The organism is Streptomyces sp. NBC_00820 (assembly GCF_036347055.1).
Taxonomy (GTDB): Bacteria; Actinomycetota; Actinomycetes; order Streptomycetales; family Streptomycetaceae; genus Streptomyces.
The window spans coordinates 1,071,492-1,085,276 of the sequence record NZ_CP108882.1; the positions used below are offsets into that span (position 1 = coordinate 1,071,492).

Genomic DNA, 13,785 nt, shown 5'->3' on the forward strand with positions numbered 1-13,785 from the left:
AGCCATGTCGATCGGCCTCAGTCTCGTGGGCATGATCCCCGAATGCCTCGCCACGTATATGGAGAACGTCAACGGCGGGGTCCGGACGAGTGGCTCCTCGGGAGCCATCTGGGAGCCGACCCGCTCCCCGAGCCCCTTCGAGGCCACCTGAGACCACGACAGCCCGACTCTCTGAACAGGTAAAACGCCATCCGCACTGGCAAGATCACCACGCGAACCTCATTCGGGACGAAGAGGTCGTGGGTTCAAGCGTCACCACCCGACCGCGCAGAGTCCTCGCCCGCCACTCGCGTTCGAGTGCACGATGACGTCCGCCTCAAGACGGACACTCCTCACCGCTCCACGGGTCGTTCGGCGCGGCCGGACCTCGCCCGTACAGTCCCACCGAAGCGAATCCCTAGCCAAAGAAGCTCAGCCGCACCTGACGGTTGGGATTGTCCGTGTTCGTGTCCGCCGAACTCCGCAAAGACAACCCTCGGCGTAGATGCGCACTTGCGTGGCGAGAGAGCCACCGACTGCTCTTGGCGGGCCTGCCCACGACTACCTTCCACCTGCCTGAACGCTGGCCCTGGCAGGACGCCTTCGAGGCACTGTGGACAGCGGTCGGCTGCCGCCGCGGAACCTGACCCGGGCCGCCCCGCGGACTGCCGGGCGGCGCCTGGATCGGCGTTGGAGTGGCCGTCGCGTTCGCCGTCGCCGCCGCGGGTTACGCCGTGCGCCGTCGGTCTTCGTCCCGGCAGTGACGACTCGGGACGGCAGACGACACAACGGCCCCTCCGCTCCAAGACAATCGCAAGAGTGTGGCGCGAGGTGGAGGGGTCACCGCACTCACTGGCGCGCCTGGCCAGGCTGATCGCGGGCCGCTCGAGTCCGGACGGAATGACGCTGCAGGGCGGCCACCACCGTACGGTGGTGGCCGCCCCGCAGCGTCTCTGCTACTCCTCGTCGAGGAGGGCGGCGAACCGCGCCAGAGGGTTCCCGGTGAACGGGCGCAGCGCGGGGGCGAGGAGGCGCGCGCCGGGGAAGCGCAGGCCGCCGAGGAAGGCGAAGCGGGTCGTACGGTCAGTCTCGGGGCGGGCCGCCATTCCGCCGAGGACGAGGCGGCTCTGCATCAGGCACCAGCCGGGGGCGAGGTCGATGGCGAAGGTCGCACGGAGCCGGGTGTGGCCGTGGATCCGGGCCTGGAGCGGAGAACCGGTCGACTCGGGGGTGAGGAGACGGACCGTGCGGACATCGGGGATCCAGAGTGGCATCGTGCGTTCCAGGTCCTGGGCGATCGACCAAACCCGCTCGAACGGTGCGTCGAGAACGGCCTCGCCGATCCGCGCCGCTCCGGGCGTGGTCGCGGCGATCACGTGCAGGCTGCGGACCGGGTCGAAGTCGGCGACGGGCCACTGCGGCATCGGGGTCTCGGTCACTGCTGCCACGCCTTTCGGAAGCTGAGTCGGGCCCGGGAGAGCCGGGACTTGACCGTCCCGGGCGCGATCGCGAGCACTGCCGCGGTCTGCCGTTCGTCCAGCCCCTCCAGGTCGCGCAGGAGCAGCACGGCGCGGTGCTCCGGGGAGAGCCGGGACAGCACGTCGCGGATGTCCGCGGCGAGTTGGGGGTCGCCGGGCGCGGGGAGTTCACCGAGCTCGGCCGGCTGCGAGCGCGCCGATCGGGTGGCGTACCGCACCGCCTCCCGCACCGCGATGGCCCGGACCCAGCCGAACAGTGCGTCGGGATACTGGAGTTGGTGCAGCTTGCGGAAGACCACGATGAGCGCCTCCTGGGTCGCGTCCGCGCCGTCGTCCAGCGCGATCGGGCCGCAGAGCCGGCGGACGTACGGGGTGATCAGGTTCAGCAGCCGGCCGACCGCGAGTTGGTCGCCGCCCTGGGCGGCCCGGACCAGCTCGGCAAGGCCGGGCGGTGGCTCCTGCATGGCGCCTTCTCCGTCGATCGGTGACAGGGGTCCGTGGATGGAGGCCCCGAGACGGCGAAAGGTTCCCTGCGATTTCCGCCCGGCCGCAGTGTTCCTCGTCACAGGAACGGATCGACGGGCGGGGCGCTCCTTCGGGTGTCCGAGCGTCCTGACACTCCGTGAGGTGACGACATGAAGCCGGTGAAGTCGGCGAACACCCGCAGCAAGGCCATCGCGATCGGCGCGGTGCTGGCGGTGGACGGTCTGATCCACCTGTACTGGGCCACCGGGCGGACCTGGCCGGTGCACAGCACCACCCGGCTCTCGCAGCTGGTGCTCAACACCCAAGTGCCGTTCACCCCGCAAGGGCTGGTCCCGCTCGCGGGACTGCTTTTCTCGGGCGCGACGTTGGTGCTGGTCCACGGCGGACGGCTGCCGGCCCTGGGCCGCCGGCTGCCCGCCGTGCTGCCGCGCTGGGGGAGCCGGGCGGTGGCCGCCGGACTGCTGGCCCGCGGCGCGGTCGGACTGGTCTGGGTGGCGGGGGCCTGGGCGGACCCTGGCGACACGTTCTACTGGCTCAACCTGCTGCTCTACACCCCGCTGTGTCTGCTGCTGGGCCAGGCGGCCTGGCAGGTGTCAGCGGCGAGCGTGCAGGCGGGTGGGGTGAGGCGGGCGCGGTCCCTGCGGGCCTGAGCGTCCGCTGGCGGAACCGCAGCAGCACAGGAAGGCGGCCCGGCCGACTTCCCGCGTTGTGGCGCGAGGGACCGCGGCTCGGGCGGGTGGGGCAGGGGTGTCCCGGTGTCCTGATTCAGCCCCGCGGCTTGCCTGGCTAGGGGTCGACGATGCAGCCAGCGTAGTCGGCTCTGGAGTCCTGACTCAGACACCAGCCGCAACGTAGCAGTAAGGATTTCGTGACCGCGGCCTTCTTCTGTGGAACATCACGTAATTCCCCGCCGACCGCGTCAACTTCCCCTCCAAAGGTTCGAGCCCGACCCGCCGGCGGCGTATCGGGCTCCCTGCGCGTTGTGATACGGGAGGCCCTAGATGCCCGGGTCGGCCCCTTGTCGTGGCCAGTCGGGGGCGGGGTCCTCGGCGAGCAGCGGCCGGAGGGCGCCGAGGACCGCGCCGATGCAGACGTCGCGCAACTGGGTGCGGGTACACATCTCGTGGGTGAGCCAGTCGACGCAGAGGACCTGGACGAAGACCAGCCAGCTTTTCAGGACGCCGGACACGGCCTCGCGGGCACTCTCGCCCGCGAGTGGGAGTACGCCCATCAGCCGCGCACGGAGCACGTCCAGCTCGTTCGTCATGATCGTCTGGATCACCGGATCGCCCGCGAGGACCCGGTTCGCCGCGAGGACGGCGTTGCGGTTCGCCACGAAGTAGTCGAGATGGACATCCATACCCTGGATGAGCTGTTCCACCAGGGAGTCGGCGGGGTCGAGCCGCGTCTCGGCGAGCAGCTGGTCAGCCGCCTGCTGGTAGACGGCTGCGAAGAGGGTGTGCTTGCTGGGGAAGTGACGGTAGAGCAAGGCTCGGGAGACACCGGCCTCTTCGGCGACCTCCTCCATCAGCACGTCGGCATACGAGTGTGCGGCGAAGAGCCGTGCGCCGACGGCGAGGAGCTGCGTGCGGCGGTCGGCGGGGGTGAGTCGCTGGCGGGGAGGCACGAATGAAGTCTAGTTGACATGTGTCTACTAGAGCCTCACCGTAGTAGACCCGTGTCAACTAGGCTCCGCCAAGACGGCTTGGAGAGAATTATGGCCAGGGTTCTGCGCATACTGACTCAGCTGATGGGCTGGTCCTCTGTAGCGATCGGCCTGTTCCACGTGGCGCTCGGCAACGCGGCGATTCCCGGGGCTGGTTCCGCCGGCACGACGGTCGACAGTTGGGGCCGATTCATGGGGGCCGGCTTCGTCGGCTATGGACTGGCGTGGCTCTGGGCCGCGCGGCAGCGTCCGATCCCGGCTCGGGCGGTGCGGTGGCTGGCCGGCGTTTTCCTGCTGGGTGGCGTGGGCCGGCTGCTCTCGCTCGCTGTGCACGGCTGGCCGCAGTGGTTCCAGATCGCGTTGGCGGTGATCGAGCTCAGCCTGCCGCTGGTCTTCTTCTGGCTGGCCGACTCAGAGGAGCAGACCCTGCGCAGCGACGTGGAGGCCATGCCTGCTGGGCGGTGAATGCGCGCGAGCTCGTCCAGATCGAAGCTGCAAACGTCGGACCGGTGCAGCTTGCACCGGTGTACCGGGCACTGCGCAAGGCGTTCGAGGACAGCACGCCGCCTTCGCCGACTTCCCCAGCAGCACTGGAAAGAGATCCAGTCCACCAACCCGCTGGAACGGATCAACCGCGAGATCAAACGCCTCACCGACGTCGTCCAGGCCTTCCCCAACCCCGAGGCCGTCCTACGACTGGCCACCGCAGTGCCGGCCGAAATGCACGACGAATGGATCGCATTCCCCCGCCGCTACCTCTCCGAAGAGAGCCTGGCCACCGTCTACGCCACCGTCGACACCGAGGCCCTCCCCGGCATTACCGAGGGCTGATCCCCTGCATCACGGCAGGGGACACGATGGACTGGGAACCGCGCTTTTGCGATGTCTGACCATGTGCAGCTCACCCGGCCGCGCGGCAGCCGGGTCAGCTCGCCGGGCTGGTCAGGACGCAGTTCGGATAATCGTTGTCCGGATCGCCGACGGCGACCCAGAGCATCAGGGCCTTGCCTCGCCTCAAGGCGGCGTAGGGGTCGGGCTCCCGCTCACCCGTTTCGGGGTGAGCGGCGTCGAAGGAGTGAGCGGCGCCGAAGGTCACACCGACGAAGCTTTGCTTCTTGTTGGAGCCTTGCTCCCAGGTGCCTGTTCCGGACCAGGTCAAACTGTCGTACCAGCCGACGGCGATGCAGACCTTATCGGCGATGAACGTCCCGTCCTGCCTCAGCGTGAGGGTGCCGCCGTCGGCATCGGTCCACGTGGTCGCAAGTTCGGCCGGCTTCAGAACGACCGGTTCGCCGTCGGGCGGCGGCATGACCGTGAACCTGCCGCAGGCCGTGAGAGCAAAGGCCATGGCGAGCAAGATCAGCGCAGTACGACAGTAACGCAACACACTCCACCCCTAGTGGGTTCCGCGGGCCGCGTGCGCGACCGGTGGACCCAAGAACCCACGCCGCACCCTGGCACAGGGTTTGAACATGTTCAAGTCTCAGTCGTCGGCGGCCACTCTTCACGAGGCGTGAGGCGGTACGGCAGCGAAGTACGGCCGTAGGTGACGAGCAGCTTCCCCTCGTCCCGCATCTTGCAGCCAGTGTTGAGGCAGTCCACGACGTTGCGGCCGAGTCGGTCGACGGCCGCAGCCACCAGTCCGTCGTCCGGGCCTCTCTCGTCGCGAAGCCACGGGCCCAGCTTCGGCCGGGTCACCGGGTCGGTGGCGCCCGACACCTCCCAGTCGTCGGCCCAGCCGATGATGTGGCCGCCGACAGACGCCGCGACGGTGAGTACGTCCTCCCTCTGCCGCTCCGGGGACGACGTGGCGAGCTTCATCCACGACAGCCGGCGCACGCCGAACAGGCACTTCCCGCATCCGTCTTAGGGGCGTTCGATCATGTTCAGGTCCGTACCGCGCAACGCTTCTCCGTTTCGAGCACGCAAGGTACGGAGATGTGGCGGCCACACCCAGGATGATCTTGGTTAGCCCATGAAACTCAGCCGCACCTGACGGTTGACATTGTCCCTGTTGGTGTCCACCAGGCACACCGACTGCCAAGTCCCCAGTTCCAGGCGGCCGGCGATGACGGGGAGGGTCGCGTGGGGTGGGACGATCGCGGGGAGGACGTGATCGCGGCCGTGGCCGGGGCTGCCGTGGCGGTGTTGCCAGCGGTCGTCGGAGGGGAGCAGGACGTGCAGGGCGGCGAGGAGATCGTCGTCGCTGCCGGCGCCCGTCTCGATGACGGCGATGCCGCAGGTCGCATGGGGGACGAAGACGTTGAGCAGGCCGTCGCGGCCGGCCGCCGCCTCGGCCAGGAAGTCCTCGCAGTCGCCGGTGATGTCGACGACTCGCTCGCGACTACCGGTGGCCACGTGCAGCATTCGCGTGGTGAAAGCATCTGACATGCCCCCATCCTGACCCATACGCCGGGTTTCACGCGTCCTGGCGCGACCGTTTCCCCCGCGCCGGCGGTCCACTGGACGAGACACCGTTGACCGGCGGGCGGCCATCTGGCTACTTTCACCCGCATGTTGCGTTCAGCACTGCTCACCACGCGCGGTCACATCGACCTGCTGCGGGTGGCCTCCGCCGCGTGTCGCCGCGGCCGCTGACGCCTCTTCCCGCCTCTGACCGGCGTTTTCCCACGCCCTGCCGCATGCCCGCGCCCGCGCCGCCTCTCCAGTGATGCACGTCCGAGGCGGGGTGGCGGCGGTTGCGGCATTCCCTCGCTCTCTCGCTCTCGTGTCCCGTGGAGCATCCATGCGCATCAGCCATGCCCCGCCCAGCTCGCCCGAACCCGATATCTCCGGTATATCCAAGTCCGCAAGTGCCGGAGCGGGGCAGGCTCACCACGCCTCCCCCGACCTTCAACCCCTCACCCCCGCCACCACCCGTCACGTCCGCGTCCCCCGCTGGCTGCGCCGAACCGCCGGTCCCCTGATCCTGCTGGCGTTGTGGCAACTTCTCAGCGTCACCGGCCTGTTGCCCTCGGACGTGCTCGCCTCTCCGGGCCGGATCGCACAGGTCGGCGGTGATCTGATCGGTGACGGTTCGCTGCCGTCGGCGATGGGCACCTCGCTCCGGCGCGTCGCGGCGGGGCTGGTGTTCGGCACGGTCACCGGGACCGGACTCGCCCTGGTCTCGGGGCTGTTCCGGGTCGGCGAGGACCTGGTGGACGCGCCGGTGCAGATGCTGCGAACGGTGCCGTTCGTCGGCCTCATCCCGCTGTTCATCATCTGGTTCGGCATCGGCGAGGCCCCGAAGATCGCGATCATCACGCTCGGGGTGACCTTCCCGCTGTACCTCAACGTGTACGCCGGGATTCGCGGCGTCGACTCTCAACTCATTGAAGCGGGAGAGTCGTTGGGGCTGTCCCGGTGGGGACTGGTGCGCCATGTCGTGCTGCCGGGCGCGCTGCCCGGGGCGCTCACCGGGCTGCGTTACTCGCTCGGTATCGCCTGGCTCGCGCTGGTCTTCGCCGAACAGGTCAACGCCGACGCCGGGATCGGCTTCCTGATGGTGCAGGCGCGGGACTTCCTGCGGACCGACGTGATCGTCGTGTGCCTGATCGTCTACGCCTTCCTCGGCCTGATCGCCGATTTCGTCGTCCGCTCCCTCGAAAGGCTGCTGCTGCAATGGCGACCGACGTTCACGGGCCGCTGAGCCCCGGCGCGAGCCGTATCACCCGGGTCGTGCACGCCGAGGGGCTCACTCGCTCCTTCGACGGCCGTGCCGTCATCGACGACCTCCGACTCGACATCGAGCGGGGGGAGTTCGTCGCCCTGCTCGGCCGCAGCGGCTGCGGCAAGTCCACACTGCTGCGCATCCTCGCCGGCCTCGACCGGGACATCGAGGGCACCGCCCTGGTCCCGCGCCGCAGGGCCGTCGCCTTCCAGGCGCCCCGGCTGATGCCGTGGAAGAGGGTGTGGCGCAACGTTCTGCTCGGCCTGCCCGGCAGACCCGAACGTGCCGTAGCCCAGCGGGCGTTGGACGAGGTGGGGCTCGGCAACCGGATCGACGCCTGGCCCAGGACCCTGTCCGGTGGTGAGGCCCAGCGCGCCTCCCTGGCCCGCGCCCTGGTGCGCGAGCCCGATCTGCTGCTGCTCGACGAGCCGTTCGGCGCGCTCGACGCGCTCACCCGGATCAAGGCGCAGCGTCTGGTCGGGGAGCTGTGGCAGCGGCGCGGGTGTGCCGTGCTGCTGGTCACCCACGACGTCGAGGAGGCCGTGCTGCTCGCCGACCGTGTCCTGGTGATGGACGGTGGCCGGATCGCCCACGAGCAGCGCGTCGACCTCGACCGGCCACGGGACATCACTGATCCCCGGTTCGCCTCGCTCCGCGCCGGGCTGCTGGAACGGCTCGGCGTGAACACGGCTGCCGAAGCCGCCTGACGCACCACCCTTCCCGGCATCCCCGCCTTCCGGATTTCCCAGCCATCTCCCCTCTCGCACACGAACGGAAACCACCATGCGACGACGCCTCGTCCCGGCCGCACTGCTGCTCCCCTTCGCCCTCCTGCTCACGGCGTGCGGCGGCAACTCGTCCGCCAGTACGGGCACCGACACCGACGGCTCGGGATCCGTCACGCTCGACGTCGGTGACCAGAAGGGCGGTTCGGAAGCCATCCTCCGGGCCGCCGGTGAGCTGAAGAACCTCCACTACAAGATCAAGTGGTCGACGTTCACCTCCGGACCACCCCTGCTGGAGGCCGTCAACGCCAAGGCCGTCGACATCGGCGGCGTCGGCAACACCCCGCCCGTCTTCGCGGCCGGCGCGGGCTCGAAGATCGCCGTGGTGGCGGCCTGGCACGGCGCCTCCAAGGGCGACGCCATCCTCGTACCGAGCGGCTCCAGGCTGACCAGGCCCGACCAGCTCAAGGGCAGGTCGATCGCCGTGGCGCAGGGATCCTCCGCGCACTACCAGCTGGTCGCCTCTCTGAAGGCGGCCGGGCTGAGTCTGGGCGACGTCGAGGTCAAGTACCTTCAGCCGGCCGACGCGCTCGCCGCGTTCACCTCCGGCAAGGTCGACGCGTGGGCGGTCTGGGATCCGTACACCTCCCAGATCCTCCGGACCCGGCAGGGCCGCGTGCTCACCACCGGCGACGGCATCACCAACGGGCTCAGCTTCCAGGTGGCCGGGCCGGCCGCGCTGAAGGACCCGGCGAAGACACGCGCCATCCGTGACTACCTCGCCCGGCTGCGGCGCGCCCAGACCTGGGTGTACGACCATAAGGAGGAGTGGGCCAAGGTGTGGGCCAAGGAGACCGGACTGCCGTACGACGTGGCGCTGGCGTCCGTGAGGCGCACCAACGCCACCCGAGTCCCGGTCGCCGTCGACAAACCGCTCATCGCCTCCGAGCAGCAGATCGCCGACACCTTCACCGCGCTGAAGCTCATCCCGGGGAAGGTGGACTTCGGCGACTTCGTGGACAGGCGCTTCAACGGCGACCTCCCGCCGTCCACGACACCGGCCAAGAGCTGAGGGGACGAGGTGGCGGGAGGCTGCGGGGTGGCCGCGCGGGAAGACCGGCGGCCGGTCCGCTGTTAGTGGAATCGTGAACGATGTACGTGAGGTCGAGGTGGTCGTCGTAGGCGCCGGACAGGCCGGTCTGTCCAGCGCCTATCACCTGCGGCGTGCCGGTTTCGAGCCGGACCGTGACTTCGTGGTCCTGGACCACTCCCCCGGCCCGGGCGGCGCCTGGCAGTTCCGCTGGCCGTCGCTGACGTACGGCAAGGTGCACGGGATGCACGCGCTGCCCGGCATGGAGCTGACGGACGCCGATCCGGCGCGGCCTTCGGCGGAGGTGATCGGCGAGTACTTCGACCGGTACGAGCGGGCCTTCGGGCTGCGGGTACGGCGCCCTGTCGAGGTGCGCTCCGTCCGCGCGGGCGAGGAAGGTCCTGCCGGGACGGAGGCCGCCGGAGGTCCCGGGGCGGGGCGGCTGCTCGTGGAGACGTCGGACGGCACCTGGTCGGCGCGGGCGCTGATCAACGCGACCGGCACCTGGGACCGGCCCTTCTGGCCGCGCTACCCGGGCCAGGAGACCTTCCGGGGACGGCAGTTGCACACCGCGCGGTACGCGGGTCCGGAGGAGTTCGCCGGATCCCGGGTCGTGGTCGTGGGCGGCGGGGCGTCCGGCACCCAGCACCTGCTGGAGCTGGCCCCGTACGCGGCCGCGACCACCTGGGTCACCCGGCGGCCACCGGTCTTCCGCGAGGGCCCGTTCGACCAGGAGGCGGGCCGGGCCGCCGTGGCTCTGGTGGAGGAGCGCGTGCGGCAGGGGCTGCCGCCGAGGAGCGTGGTCTCCGTCACCGGCCTGCCTCTCAACGACGCCGTCCGGCGGGGTCTGGCCGACGGCGTGCTCGACCGGCTGCCGATGTTCGACCGGATCACCCCGGACGGGGTGGAGTGGCAGGACGGGCGGCATGTGGCGGCCGACGTCATCCTGTGGGCGACCGGCTTCCGGCCCGCCCTCGACCACCTCACGCCCCTGCGGCTGCGCGAGCCGGGCGGCGGCATCCGGGTCGAGGGGACCCGGGCGATCGCCGATCCGCGGATCCACCTCGTCGGCTACGGCCCCTCGGCCAGCACCATCGGCGCCAACCGGGCGGGGCGTGCGGCCGTACAGGACATCAGGCGCCTGCTCGCGGCCGAGGATCCGATCGCCGCCTGAGACGCCGCTCGCCGCCTCCGACGGTCCCACGGTCGGCCGGCGCTATCGCGCGTCGCCCGGGCTCTGCCCGGGATCCTGAGCCTCGCTCGGGCTTTGGCTCTGGTCCTGACTCTCGCTCGGGCTTTGGCCCTGGTCTTGGCCCTGGTCTTGGCCCTCACTCGGGCTCCCGCTCGGGCTCTGCGATCGGGTCGTGGCGGCGTGCGCGGCGTTGAAGTCGGCCACGTTGCGCATGTGCACGGTGTAGTCGGAGGTGAAGCGGGTGTCGCCCGGCTTCACGGTGACGAAGTACAGCCAGTCGCCCGCCGCCGGATGAAGCGTGGCGTTCATGGCGTCCTCGCCGGGATTGTCGATCGGGGTGGGCGGCAGGCCCATGCGCTGGTAGGAGTTGTAGGGGCTGTCGATCCTGAGGTCGTCCATGCTGGTGCGCAGGGTGCTGCGGTTGAGCGCGTAGTTGATGGTGGAGTCCATCTGCAGCGGCATGCCACGCTGGAGGCGGTTGAGGACGACCCGGGCCACCTTCGCCATGTCGGTCTTCGTCGCCGCCTCGGCCTGGACGATGCTCGCGACGGTGACGGCCTGGTAGGCGTTCATCGTGTCGCGCTGGGCCCCCGCCGCGACGGGCACCGCGTCGAACCTCTTGTTGGCGGTGTCGACCATGAACCGCAGCAGCGACTCGGGGGTGGCGCCCTTGGCCAGCGGGTAGGTCGCCGGGAAGAGGTAGCCCTCCGGGTTGCCCCCGGCGTCGTTCGGCAGTTTCAGCCCGGCCTTGCCGACGGACTTGCGGGTACTGCCGGCGGGCAGGGTGAGGGCCTTGTCGACGGCGTCGTAGATCTGGCCGGCGCGCCAGCCCTCCGGGATGAGCAGGGTGGGGGGCTTCGCCTCCCCGAAACCGCCGGCCAGGCTCAGCAGCGGCACCGCCACGGCGGTAGCGGCCACAACGGCGCCGGCCGCGACGAGGGCGAGCTTGCCCCGGCGCGTCAGTCTCATCGCGTTCCGTGACGGAGTGTTCATCTGCATGCGGGCACGGTAATACGTATATCGCCGCAAGCCCGACATATCGTCAGGTTGTCGGCTCCGCTCGTGTGTCAGCGTGCCGGTTCCAGGCGCGCGTCCCGTCGCACGAGGGCCGCGTACCGCCCGTTGCGCTCCAGCAGTTCCTCGTGCGTACCCTGCTCGGCGATCCGGCCGGAGTCCAGGACGACGATCTGGTCGGCGTCGCGGACCGTGGACAGGCGGTGGGCGATCGTGATGGTCGTCCGGTTGACCGAGAGGGCGTCGATGGCGGCCTGGACGGCGGCTTCGGTGCGGGTGTCCAGAGCGCTGGTCGCCTCATCGAGGATGAGGACCGGCGGATCGCGCAGGATGGTCCGGGCGAGTGCCAGGCGCTGCTTCTCGCCGCCGGAGAAGCGGTGGCCGCGTTCACCGACGACGGTGCCGTACCCGTCGGGCAGCGCGGCTATGTGGTCGTGGATCTGGGCGGCGCGGGCCGCCGCGTGCAGCTCCTCGTCGGTGGCGTCCGGCCTGGCGAAGCGGAGGTTGTCGGCGACCGAGGCGTGGAAGAGGTACGTCTCCTGCGAGACCACTCCGACCGCGCGCGCGAGGGTGTCGAAGTCGAGGTCGCGGACGTCCACGCCGTCCAGGGTGACGCGGCCGCCGGTGACGTCGTAGAGCCGGGGCACCAGGTAGCCGAGAGAGGACTTGCCGGCGCCTGTCGGACCCACGACGGCCAGGCTGCCGCCCGCGGGCACGGTGAGGTCGACGCCGTCGAGCACCGGGCCGCCCCTGTCGTCGTAGCGGAACTCGACACCCTCGAAGCGGACCTCGCCCTTCACCTGGTCGAGGTGGACCGGGCGTTCGCGTTCCGTGATGTCGATGGGGAGATCCAGGTACTCGAAGATGCGCTGGAAGAGCGCGAGCGAGGTCTGGATCTGGACGCCGGTCGCCAGCAGGCTCACGGCCGGCCGGAACAGGCCCTGCTGGAGCGAGACGAAGGCGACGATCGTGCCGAGCGAGACCTTGGGGCCGCCGAACTGGAGGGCGAGGCCCGCGCTCCAGTAGATGACGGCGGGCATGGCGGCCATCACGATCGTGATCACGGCCATGCGCCAGCGCCCGGCCATGCTCGACCTGACCTCCAGGTCGACCAGGCGCTCGGACTCCGCCGCGAAGCCCTCGGTGAGCGAACCGGCGCGGCCCATGGTGCGGCCGAGCAGGATTCCGCTGACGGACAGGGACTCGGTGACGGTGGCGGCCATCGCGGCCATCTGCTTCTGCCGCTGGGTGGCGATCTTCTTGCGCTCGTTGCCGACACGGCGGCTTATCCACACGAATGCCGGGAGCAGGAGCAGTGAGACGACCGTCAGGCGCCAGTCGAGGGCGACCATCGCGACGATCGTGGCGACGACGCTGGTGGCGTTGGAGACCAGGGAGGTCGCGGTGGAGGTGACGGTGGCCTGCATGCCGCCGATGTCGTTGGCGATGCGGGACTGCACCTCGCCGGTGCGGGTGCGGGTGAAGAAGGCCAGCGACATGCGCTGCAGGCGGCCGTAGACGGCCGTGCGCAGATCGTGCATGACGCGCTGGCCGACGGTGGTCGAGATCAGCGTCTGCAGCACGCCGAAGACGCTGGAGAGGACGGCGCTGAGGATCATGCCGAGCGCGAGCAGGCTCAGCAGGCCTGTGCGGCCCTGCGGGATCGCGACGTCGAGGGTCTCCTTGAGCAGGAACGGCGTGGCCACCGAGACCAGCGAGGCGGCGCCGACCAGCAGGCCGACGACAGTGAGCCGCGCGCGATAGGGGCGGAAGAGGTTCAGGATGCGCCGCACCTGCCGGGGCTGTTCACCGGCGTCGGCGGGCGGGGTCCAGGAGGGTTCTCGATCGGGGTGCATGGGCTCCTACGAGGTGGGTGGGCGGCAGGCCCGGGGCCGGCCGCCGACGAGAAACGGATCGCAGCCCATTGTTACCTGTACTCACAATGAACGGCATCCTGATATTGTTCCCGCATGACCACCCCGGATCCCGACGGCCTGCTCGCCGAGCAGCTGCTGCGGCTCACCCGCCGCGTGCACCGCATCCAGAAGCGCCATCTGGAGAGGTACGACCTGGGGGTCACGCCGGCGCAGTCCCGGCTGTTGCGCACCCTCGCGCACTACGGGTCGCCGCCGCGCATGACCGACCTCGCCGAGCGCCTCGAGGTGGTGCCGCGGGCGGTGACGACGCTGGTCGACGGGCTGGAGGCGAGCGGCCAGGTGCGCCGGGCGCCGGATCCGACGAACCGCAGGGTCACCCGGATCGAGCTGACGGACGAGGGCCGGGCGACCCTGCGCGAGCTGCGCGGCGCACGCCGTTCGGCGGCCGAGGAGATCCTGGCTCCGCTGACGGAGAAGGAGCGGGCGGTCCTCGGCGTGCTGCTGGACACCCTGGTCGACGGCGGCGAGTCGGCGGCCAAGGGCTGCTGAACGGCGGCGAGCCCCCGCAGTGTTGCCGCCGCACGCCGGCGCGTGCTCCGCGTGCGGGC

General features: G+C 70.3%; 17 protein-coding genes and 1 pseudogene. 10 read left to right on the forward strand and 8 right to left on the reverse strand.

Going from position 1 to position 13,785, the window contains the following annotated elements; translation table 11 throughout:
• The first annotated feature begins 4 nt into the window (after positions 1 to 4).
• Complete coding sequence (locus tag OIB37_RS04965; protein WP_330456287.1) at positions 5 to 151, forward strand: hypothetical protein; 147 nt, start codon at positions 5 to 7, stop codon at positions 149 to 151.
• 784 nt (positions 152 to 935) lie between these two features.
• On the opposite strand, the gene OIB37_RS04970 is transcribed toward OIB37_RS04965, so the two are convergent.
• Together OIB37_RS04970 and OIB37_RS04975 are read right to left on the reverse strand one after the other, a co-directional pair.
• Positions 936 to 1,427: a hypothetical protein gene (locus tag OIB37_RS04970; RefSeq protein WP_330456288.1), complete on the reverse strand. Its 492-nt coding sequence runs from the start codon at positions 1,425 to 1,427 to the stop codon at positions 936 to 938.
• Entirely contained in the window at positions 1,415 to 1,921 is a 507-nt protein-coding gene (locus OIB37_RS04975; RefSeq protein ID WP_330456289.1) for an RNA polymerase sigma factor, read from the reverse strand. Before OIB37_RS04975 ends, OIB37_RS04970 begins: the two co-directional genes overlap by 13 nt.
• A gap of 171 nt (positions 1,922 to 2,092) precedes the next feature.
• On the opposite strand from OIB37_RS04975, the gene OIB37_RS04980 reads away from it, so the two are divergent.
• Positions 2,093 to 2,593, forward strand: a complete 501-nt coding sequence (locus OIB37_RS04980; protein WP_330456290.1) for a DUF3995 domain-containing protein — start codon at positions 2,093 to 2,095, stop codon at positions 2,591 to 2,593.
• A gap of 347 nt (positions 2,594 to 2,940) precedes the next feature.
• On the opposite strand, the gene OIB37_RS04985 is transcribed toward OIB37_RS04980, so the two are convergent.
• Positions 2,941 to 3,570 carry a TetR/AcrR family transcriptional regulator gene (locus OIB37_RS04985; RefSeq protein WP_330456291.1) on the reverse strand — a complete coding sequence of 210 codons (630 nt, stop codon included), beginning with the start codon at positions 3,568 to 3,570 and terminating at the stop codon, positions 2,941 to 2,943.
• A gap of 90 nt (positions 3,571 to 3,660) precedes the next feature.
• On the opposite strand from OIB37_RS04985, the gene OIB37_RS04990 reads away from it, so the two are divergent.
• Complete coding sequence (locus OIB37_RS04990) at positions 3,661 to 4,074, forward strand: DUF4345 domain-containing protein (RefSeq protein ID WP_330456292.1); 414 nt, start codon at positions 3,661 to 3,663, stop codon at positions 4,072 to 4,074.
• 111 nt (positions 4,075 to 4,185) lie between these two features.
• Positions 4,186 to 4,440: pseudogene (locus tag OIB37_RS04995) on the forward strand (transposase); the annotation flags it as partial.
• Positions 4,441 to 4,534: 94 nt separating this feature from the next.
• On the opposite strand, the gene OIB37_RS05000 reads toward OIB37_RS04995, so the two are convergent.
• From OIB37_RS05000 to OIB37_RS05010, 3 genes are all read right to left on the reverse strand, one after another.
• On the reverse strand, positions 4,535 to 4,957 hold the full coding sequence (locus tag OIB37_RS05000; protein ID WP_330456293.1) for a hypothetical protein: 423 nt from the start codon (positions 4,955 to 4,957) through the stop codon (positions 4,535 to 4,537).
• Between the two features lie 128 nt (positions 4,958 to 5,085).
• Positions 5,086 to 5,430 (reverse strand): recombinase family protein, encoded by a 345-nt coding sequence (locus OIB37_RS05005; protein WP_330456294.1) that lies wholly within the window; start codon positions 5,428 to 5,430, stop codon positions 5,086 to 5,088.
• A gap of 147 nt (positions 5,431 to 5,577) precedes the next feature.
• Positions 5,578 to 6,000, reverse strand: a complete 423-nt coding sequence (locus OIB37_RS05010; protein ID WP_330456295.1) for a YjbQ family protein — start codon at positions 5,998 to 6,000, stop codon at positions 5,578 to 5,580.
• Between the two features lie 123 nt (positions 6,001 to 6,123).
• Here OIB37_RS05010 and OIB37_RS36265 point away from each other — a divergent pair, with 123 nt between their 5' ends.
• From OIB37_RS36265 to OIB37_RS05030, 5 genes are all read left to right on the forward strand, one after another.
• Positions 6,124 to 6,207, forward strand: coding sequence for a putative leader peptide (locus tag OIB37_RS36265; protein WP_313884353.1), 84 nt, complete (start codon positions 6,124 to 6,126; stop codon positions 6,205 to 6,207).
• A 148-nt stretch (positions 6,208 to 6,355) separates the two neighbouring features.
• Positions 6,356 to 7,258 (forward strand): ABC transporter permease, encoded by a 903-nt coding sequence (locus OIB37_RS05015; protein WP_330456296.1) that lies wholly within the window; start codon positions 6,356 to 6,358, stop codon positions 7,256 to 7,258.
• Positions 7,231 to 7,986 (forward strand): ABC transporter ATP-binding protein, encoded by a 756-nt coding sequence (locus OIB37_RS05020; RefSeq protein ID WP_330456297.1) that lies wholly within the window; start codon positions 7,231 to 7,233, stop codon positions 7,984 to 7,986. The genes OIB37_RS05015 and OIB37_RS05020 overlap by 28 nt, the downstream gene beginning before the upstream one ends.
• Positions 7,987 to 8,062: 76 nt before the next feature.
• Complete coding sequence (locus OIB37_RS05025) at positions 8,063 to 9,076, forward strand: ABC transporter substrate-binding protein (RefSeq protein ID WP_330456298.1); 1,014 nt, start codon at positions 8,063 to 8,065, stop codon at positions 9,074 to 9,076.
• 73 nt (positions 9,077 to 9,149) lie between these two features.
• A complete protein-coding gene (locus tag OIB37_RS05030) occupies positions 9,150 to 10,268 on the forward strand; it encodes an NAD(P)-binding domain-containing protein (RefSeq protein WP_330456299.1) in 1,119 nt (372 codons plus the stop codon).
• A gap of 42 nt (positions 10,269 to 10,310) precedes the next feature.
• On the opposite strand, the gene mltG is transcribed toward OIB37_RS05030, so the two are convergent.
• Both mltG and OIB37_RS05040 read right to left on the reverse strand, forming a co-directional pair.
• Positions 10,311 to 11,285: an endolytic transglycosylase MltG gene (gene mltG / locus OIB37_RS05035; protein ID WP_330456300.1), complete on the reverse strand. Its 975-nt coding sequence runs from the start codon at positions 11,283 to 11,285 to the stop codon at positions 10,311 to 10,313.
• Between the two features lie 68 nt (positions 11,286 to 11,353).
• On the reverse strand, positions 11,354 to 13,156 hold the full coding sequence (locus OIB37_RS05040; protein WP_443058113.1) for an ABC transporter ATP-binding protein: 1,803 nt from the start codon (positions 13,154 to 13,156) through the stop codon (positions 11,354 to 11,356).
• A gap of 114 nt (positions 13,157 to 13,270) precedes the next feature.
• Between OIB37_RS05040 and OIB37_RS05045 the strand changes: the two genes are divergently transcribed.
• Positions 13,271 to 13,726: a MarR family winged helix-turn-helix transcriptional regulator gene (locus OIB37_RS05045; protein ID WP_330456301.1), complete on the forward strand. Its 456-nt coding sequence runs from the start codon at positions 13,271 to 13,273 to the stop codon at positions 13,724 to 13,726.
• Positions 13,727 to 13,785 lie beyond the last annotated feature (59 nt).

Excerpts from the sequence above, each read along its gene's own strand:
- OIB37_RS04965 (WP_330456287.1), top strand. The coding sequence starts at position 5 with ATGTCGATCGGCCTCAGTCTCGTGGGCATGATCCCCGAATGCCTCGCC.
- OIB37_RS04975 (WP_330456289.1), bottom strand. The coding sequence starts at position 1,921 with ATGCAGGAGCCACCGCCCGGCCTTGCCGAGCTGGTCCGGGCCGCCCAG.
- OIB37_RS04980 (WP_330456290.1), top strand. The coding sequence starts at position 2,093 with ATGAAGCCGGTGAAGTCGGCGAACACCCGCAGCAAGGCCATCGCGATC.
- OIB37_RS04990 (WP_330456292.1), top strand. The coding sequence starts at position 3,661 with ATGGCCAGGGTTCTGCGCATACTGACTCAGCTGATGGGCTGGTCCTCT.
- OIB37_RS05000 (WP_330456293.1), bottom strand. The coding sequence starts at position 4,957 with ATGGCCTTTGCTCTCACGGCCTGCGGCAGGTTCACGGTCATGCCGCCG.
- OIB37_RS05005 (WP_330456294.1), bottom strand. The coding sequence starts at position 5,430 with ATGAAGCTCGCCACGTCGTCCCCGGAGCGGCAGAGGGAGGACGTACTC.
- OIB37_RS05010 (WP_330456295.1), bottom strand. The coding sequence starts at position 6,000 with ATGTCAGATGCTTTCACCACGCGAATGCTGCACGTGGCCACCGGTAGT.
- OIB37_RS36265 (WP_313884353.1), top strand. The coding sequence starts at position 6,124 with ATGTTGCGTTCAGCACTGCTCACCACGCGCGGTCACATCGACCTGCTG.
- OIB37_RS05015 (WP_330456296.1), top strand. The coding sequence starts at position 6,356 with ATGCGCATCAGCCATGCCCCGCCCAGCTCGCCCGAACCCGATATCTCC.
- OIB37_RS05020 (WP_330456297.1), top strand. The coding sequence starts at position 7,231 with ATGGCGACCGACGTTCACGGGCCGCTGAGCCCCGGCGCGAGCCGTATC.
- OIB37_RS05025 (WP_330456298.1), top strand. The coding sequence starts at position 8,063 with ATGCGACGACGCCTCGTCCCGGCCGCACTGCTGCTCCCCTTCGCCCTC.
- mltG (WP_330456300.1), bottom strand. The coding sequence starts at position 11,285 with ATGCAGATGAACACTCCGTCACGGAACGCGATGAGACTGACGCGCCGG.
- OIB37_RS05040 (WP_443058113.1), bottom strand. The coding sequence starts at position 13,156 with ATGCACCCCGATCGAGAACCCTCCTGGACCCCGCCCGCCGACGCCGGT.
- OIB37_RS05045 (WP_330456301.1), top strand. The coding sequence starts at position 13,271 with ATGACCACCCCGGATCCCGACGGCCTGCTCGCCGAGCAGCTGCTGCGG.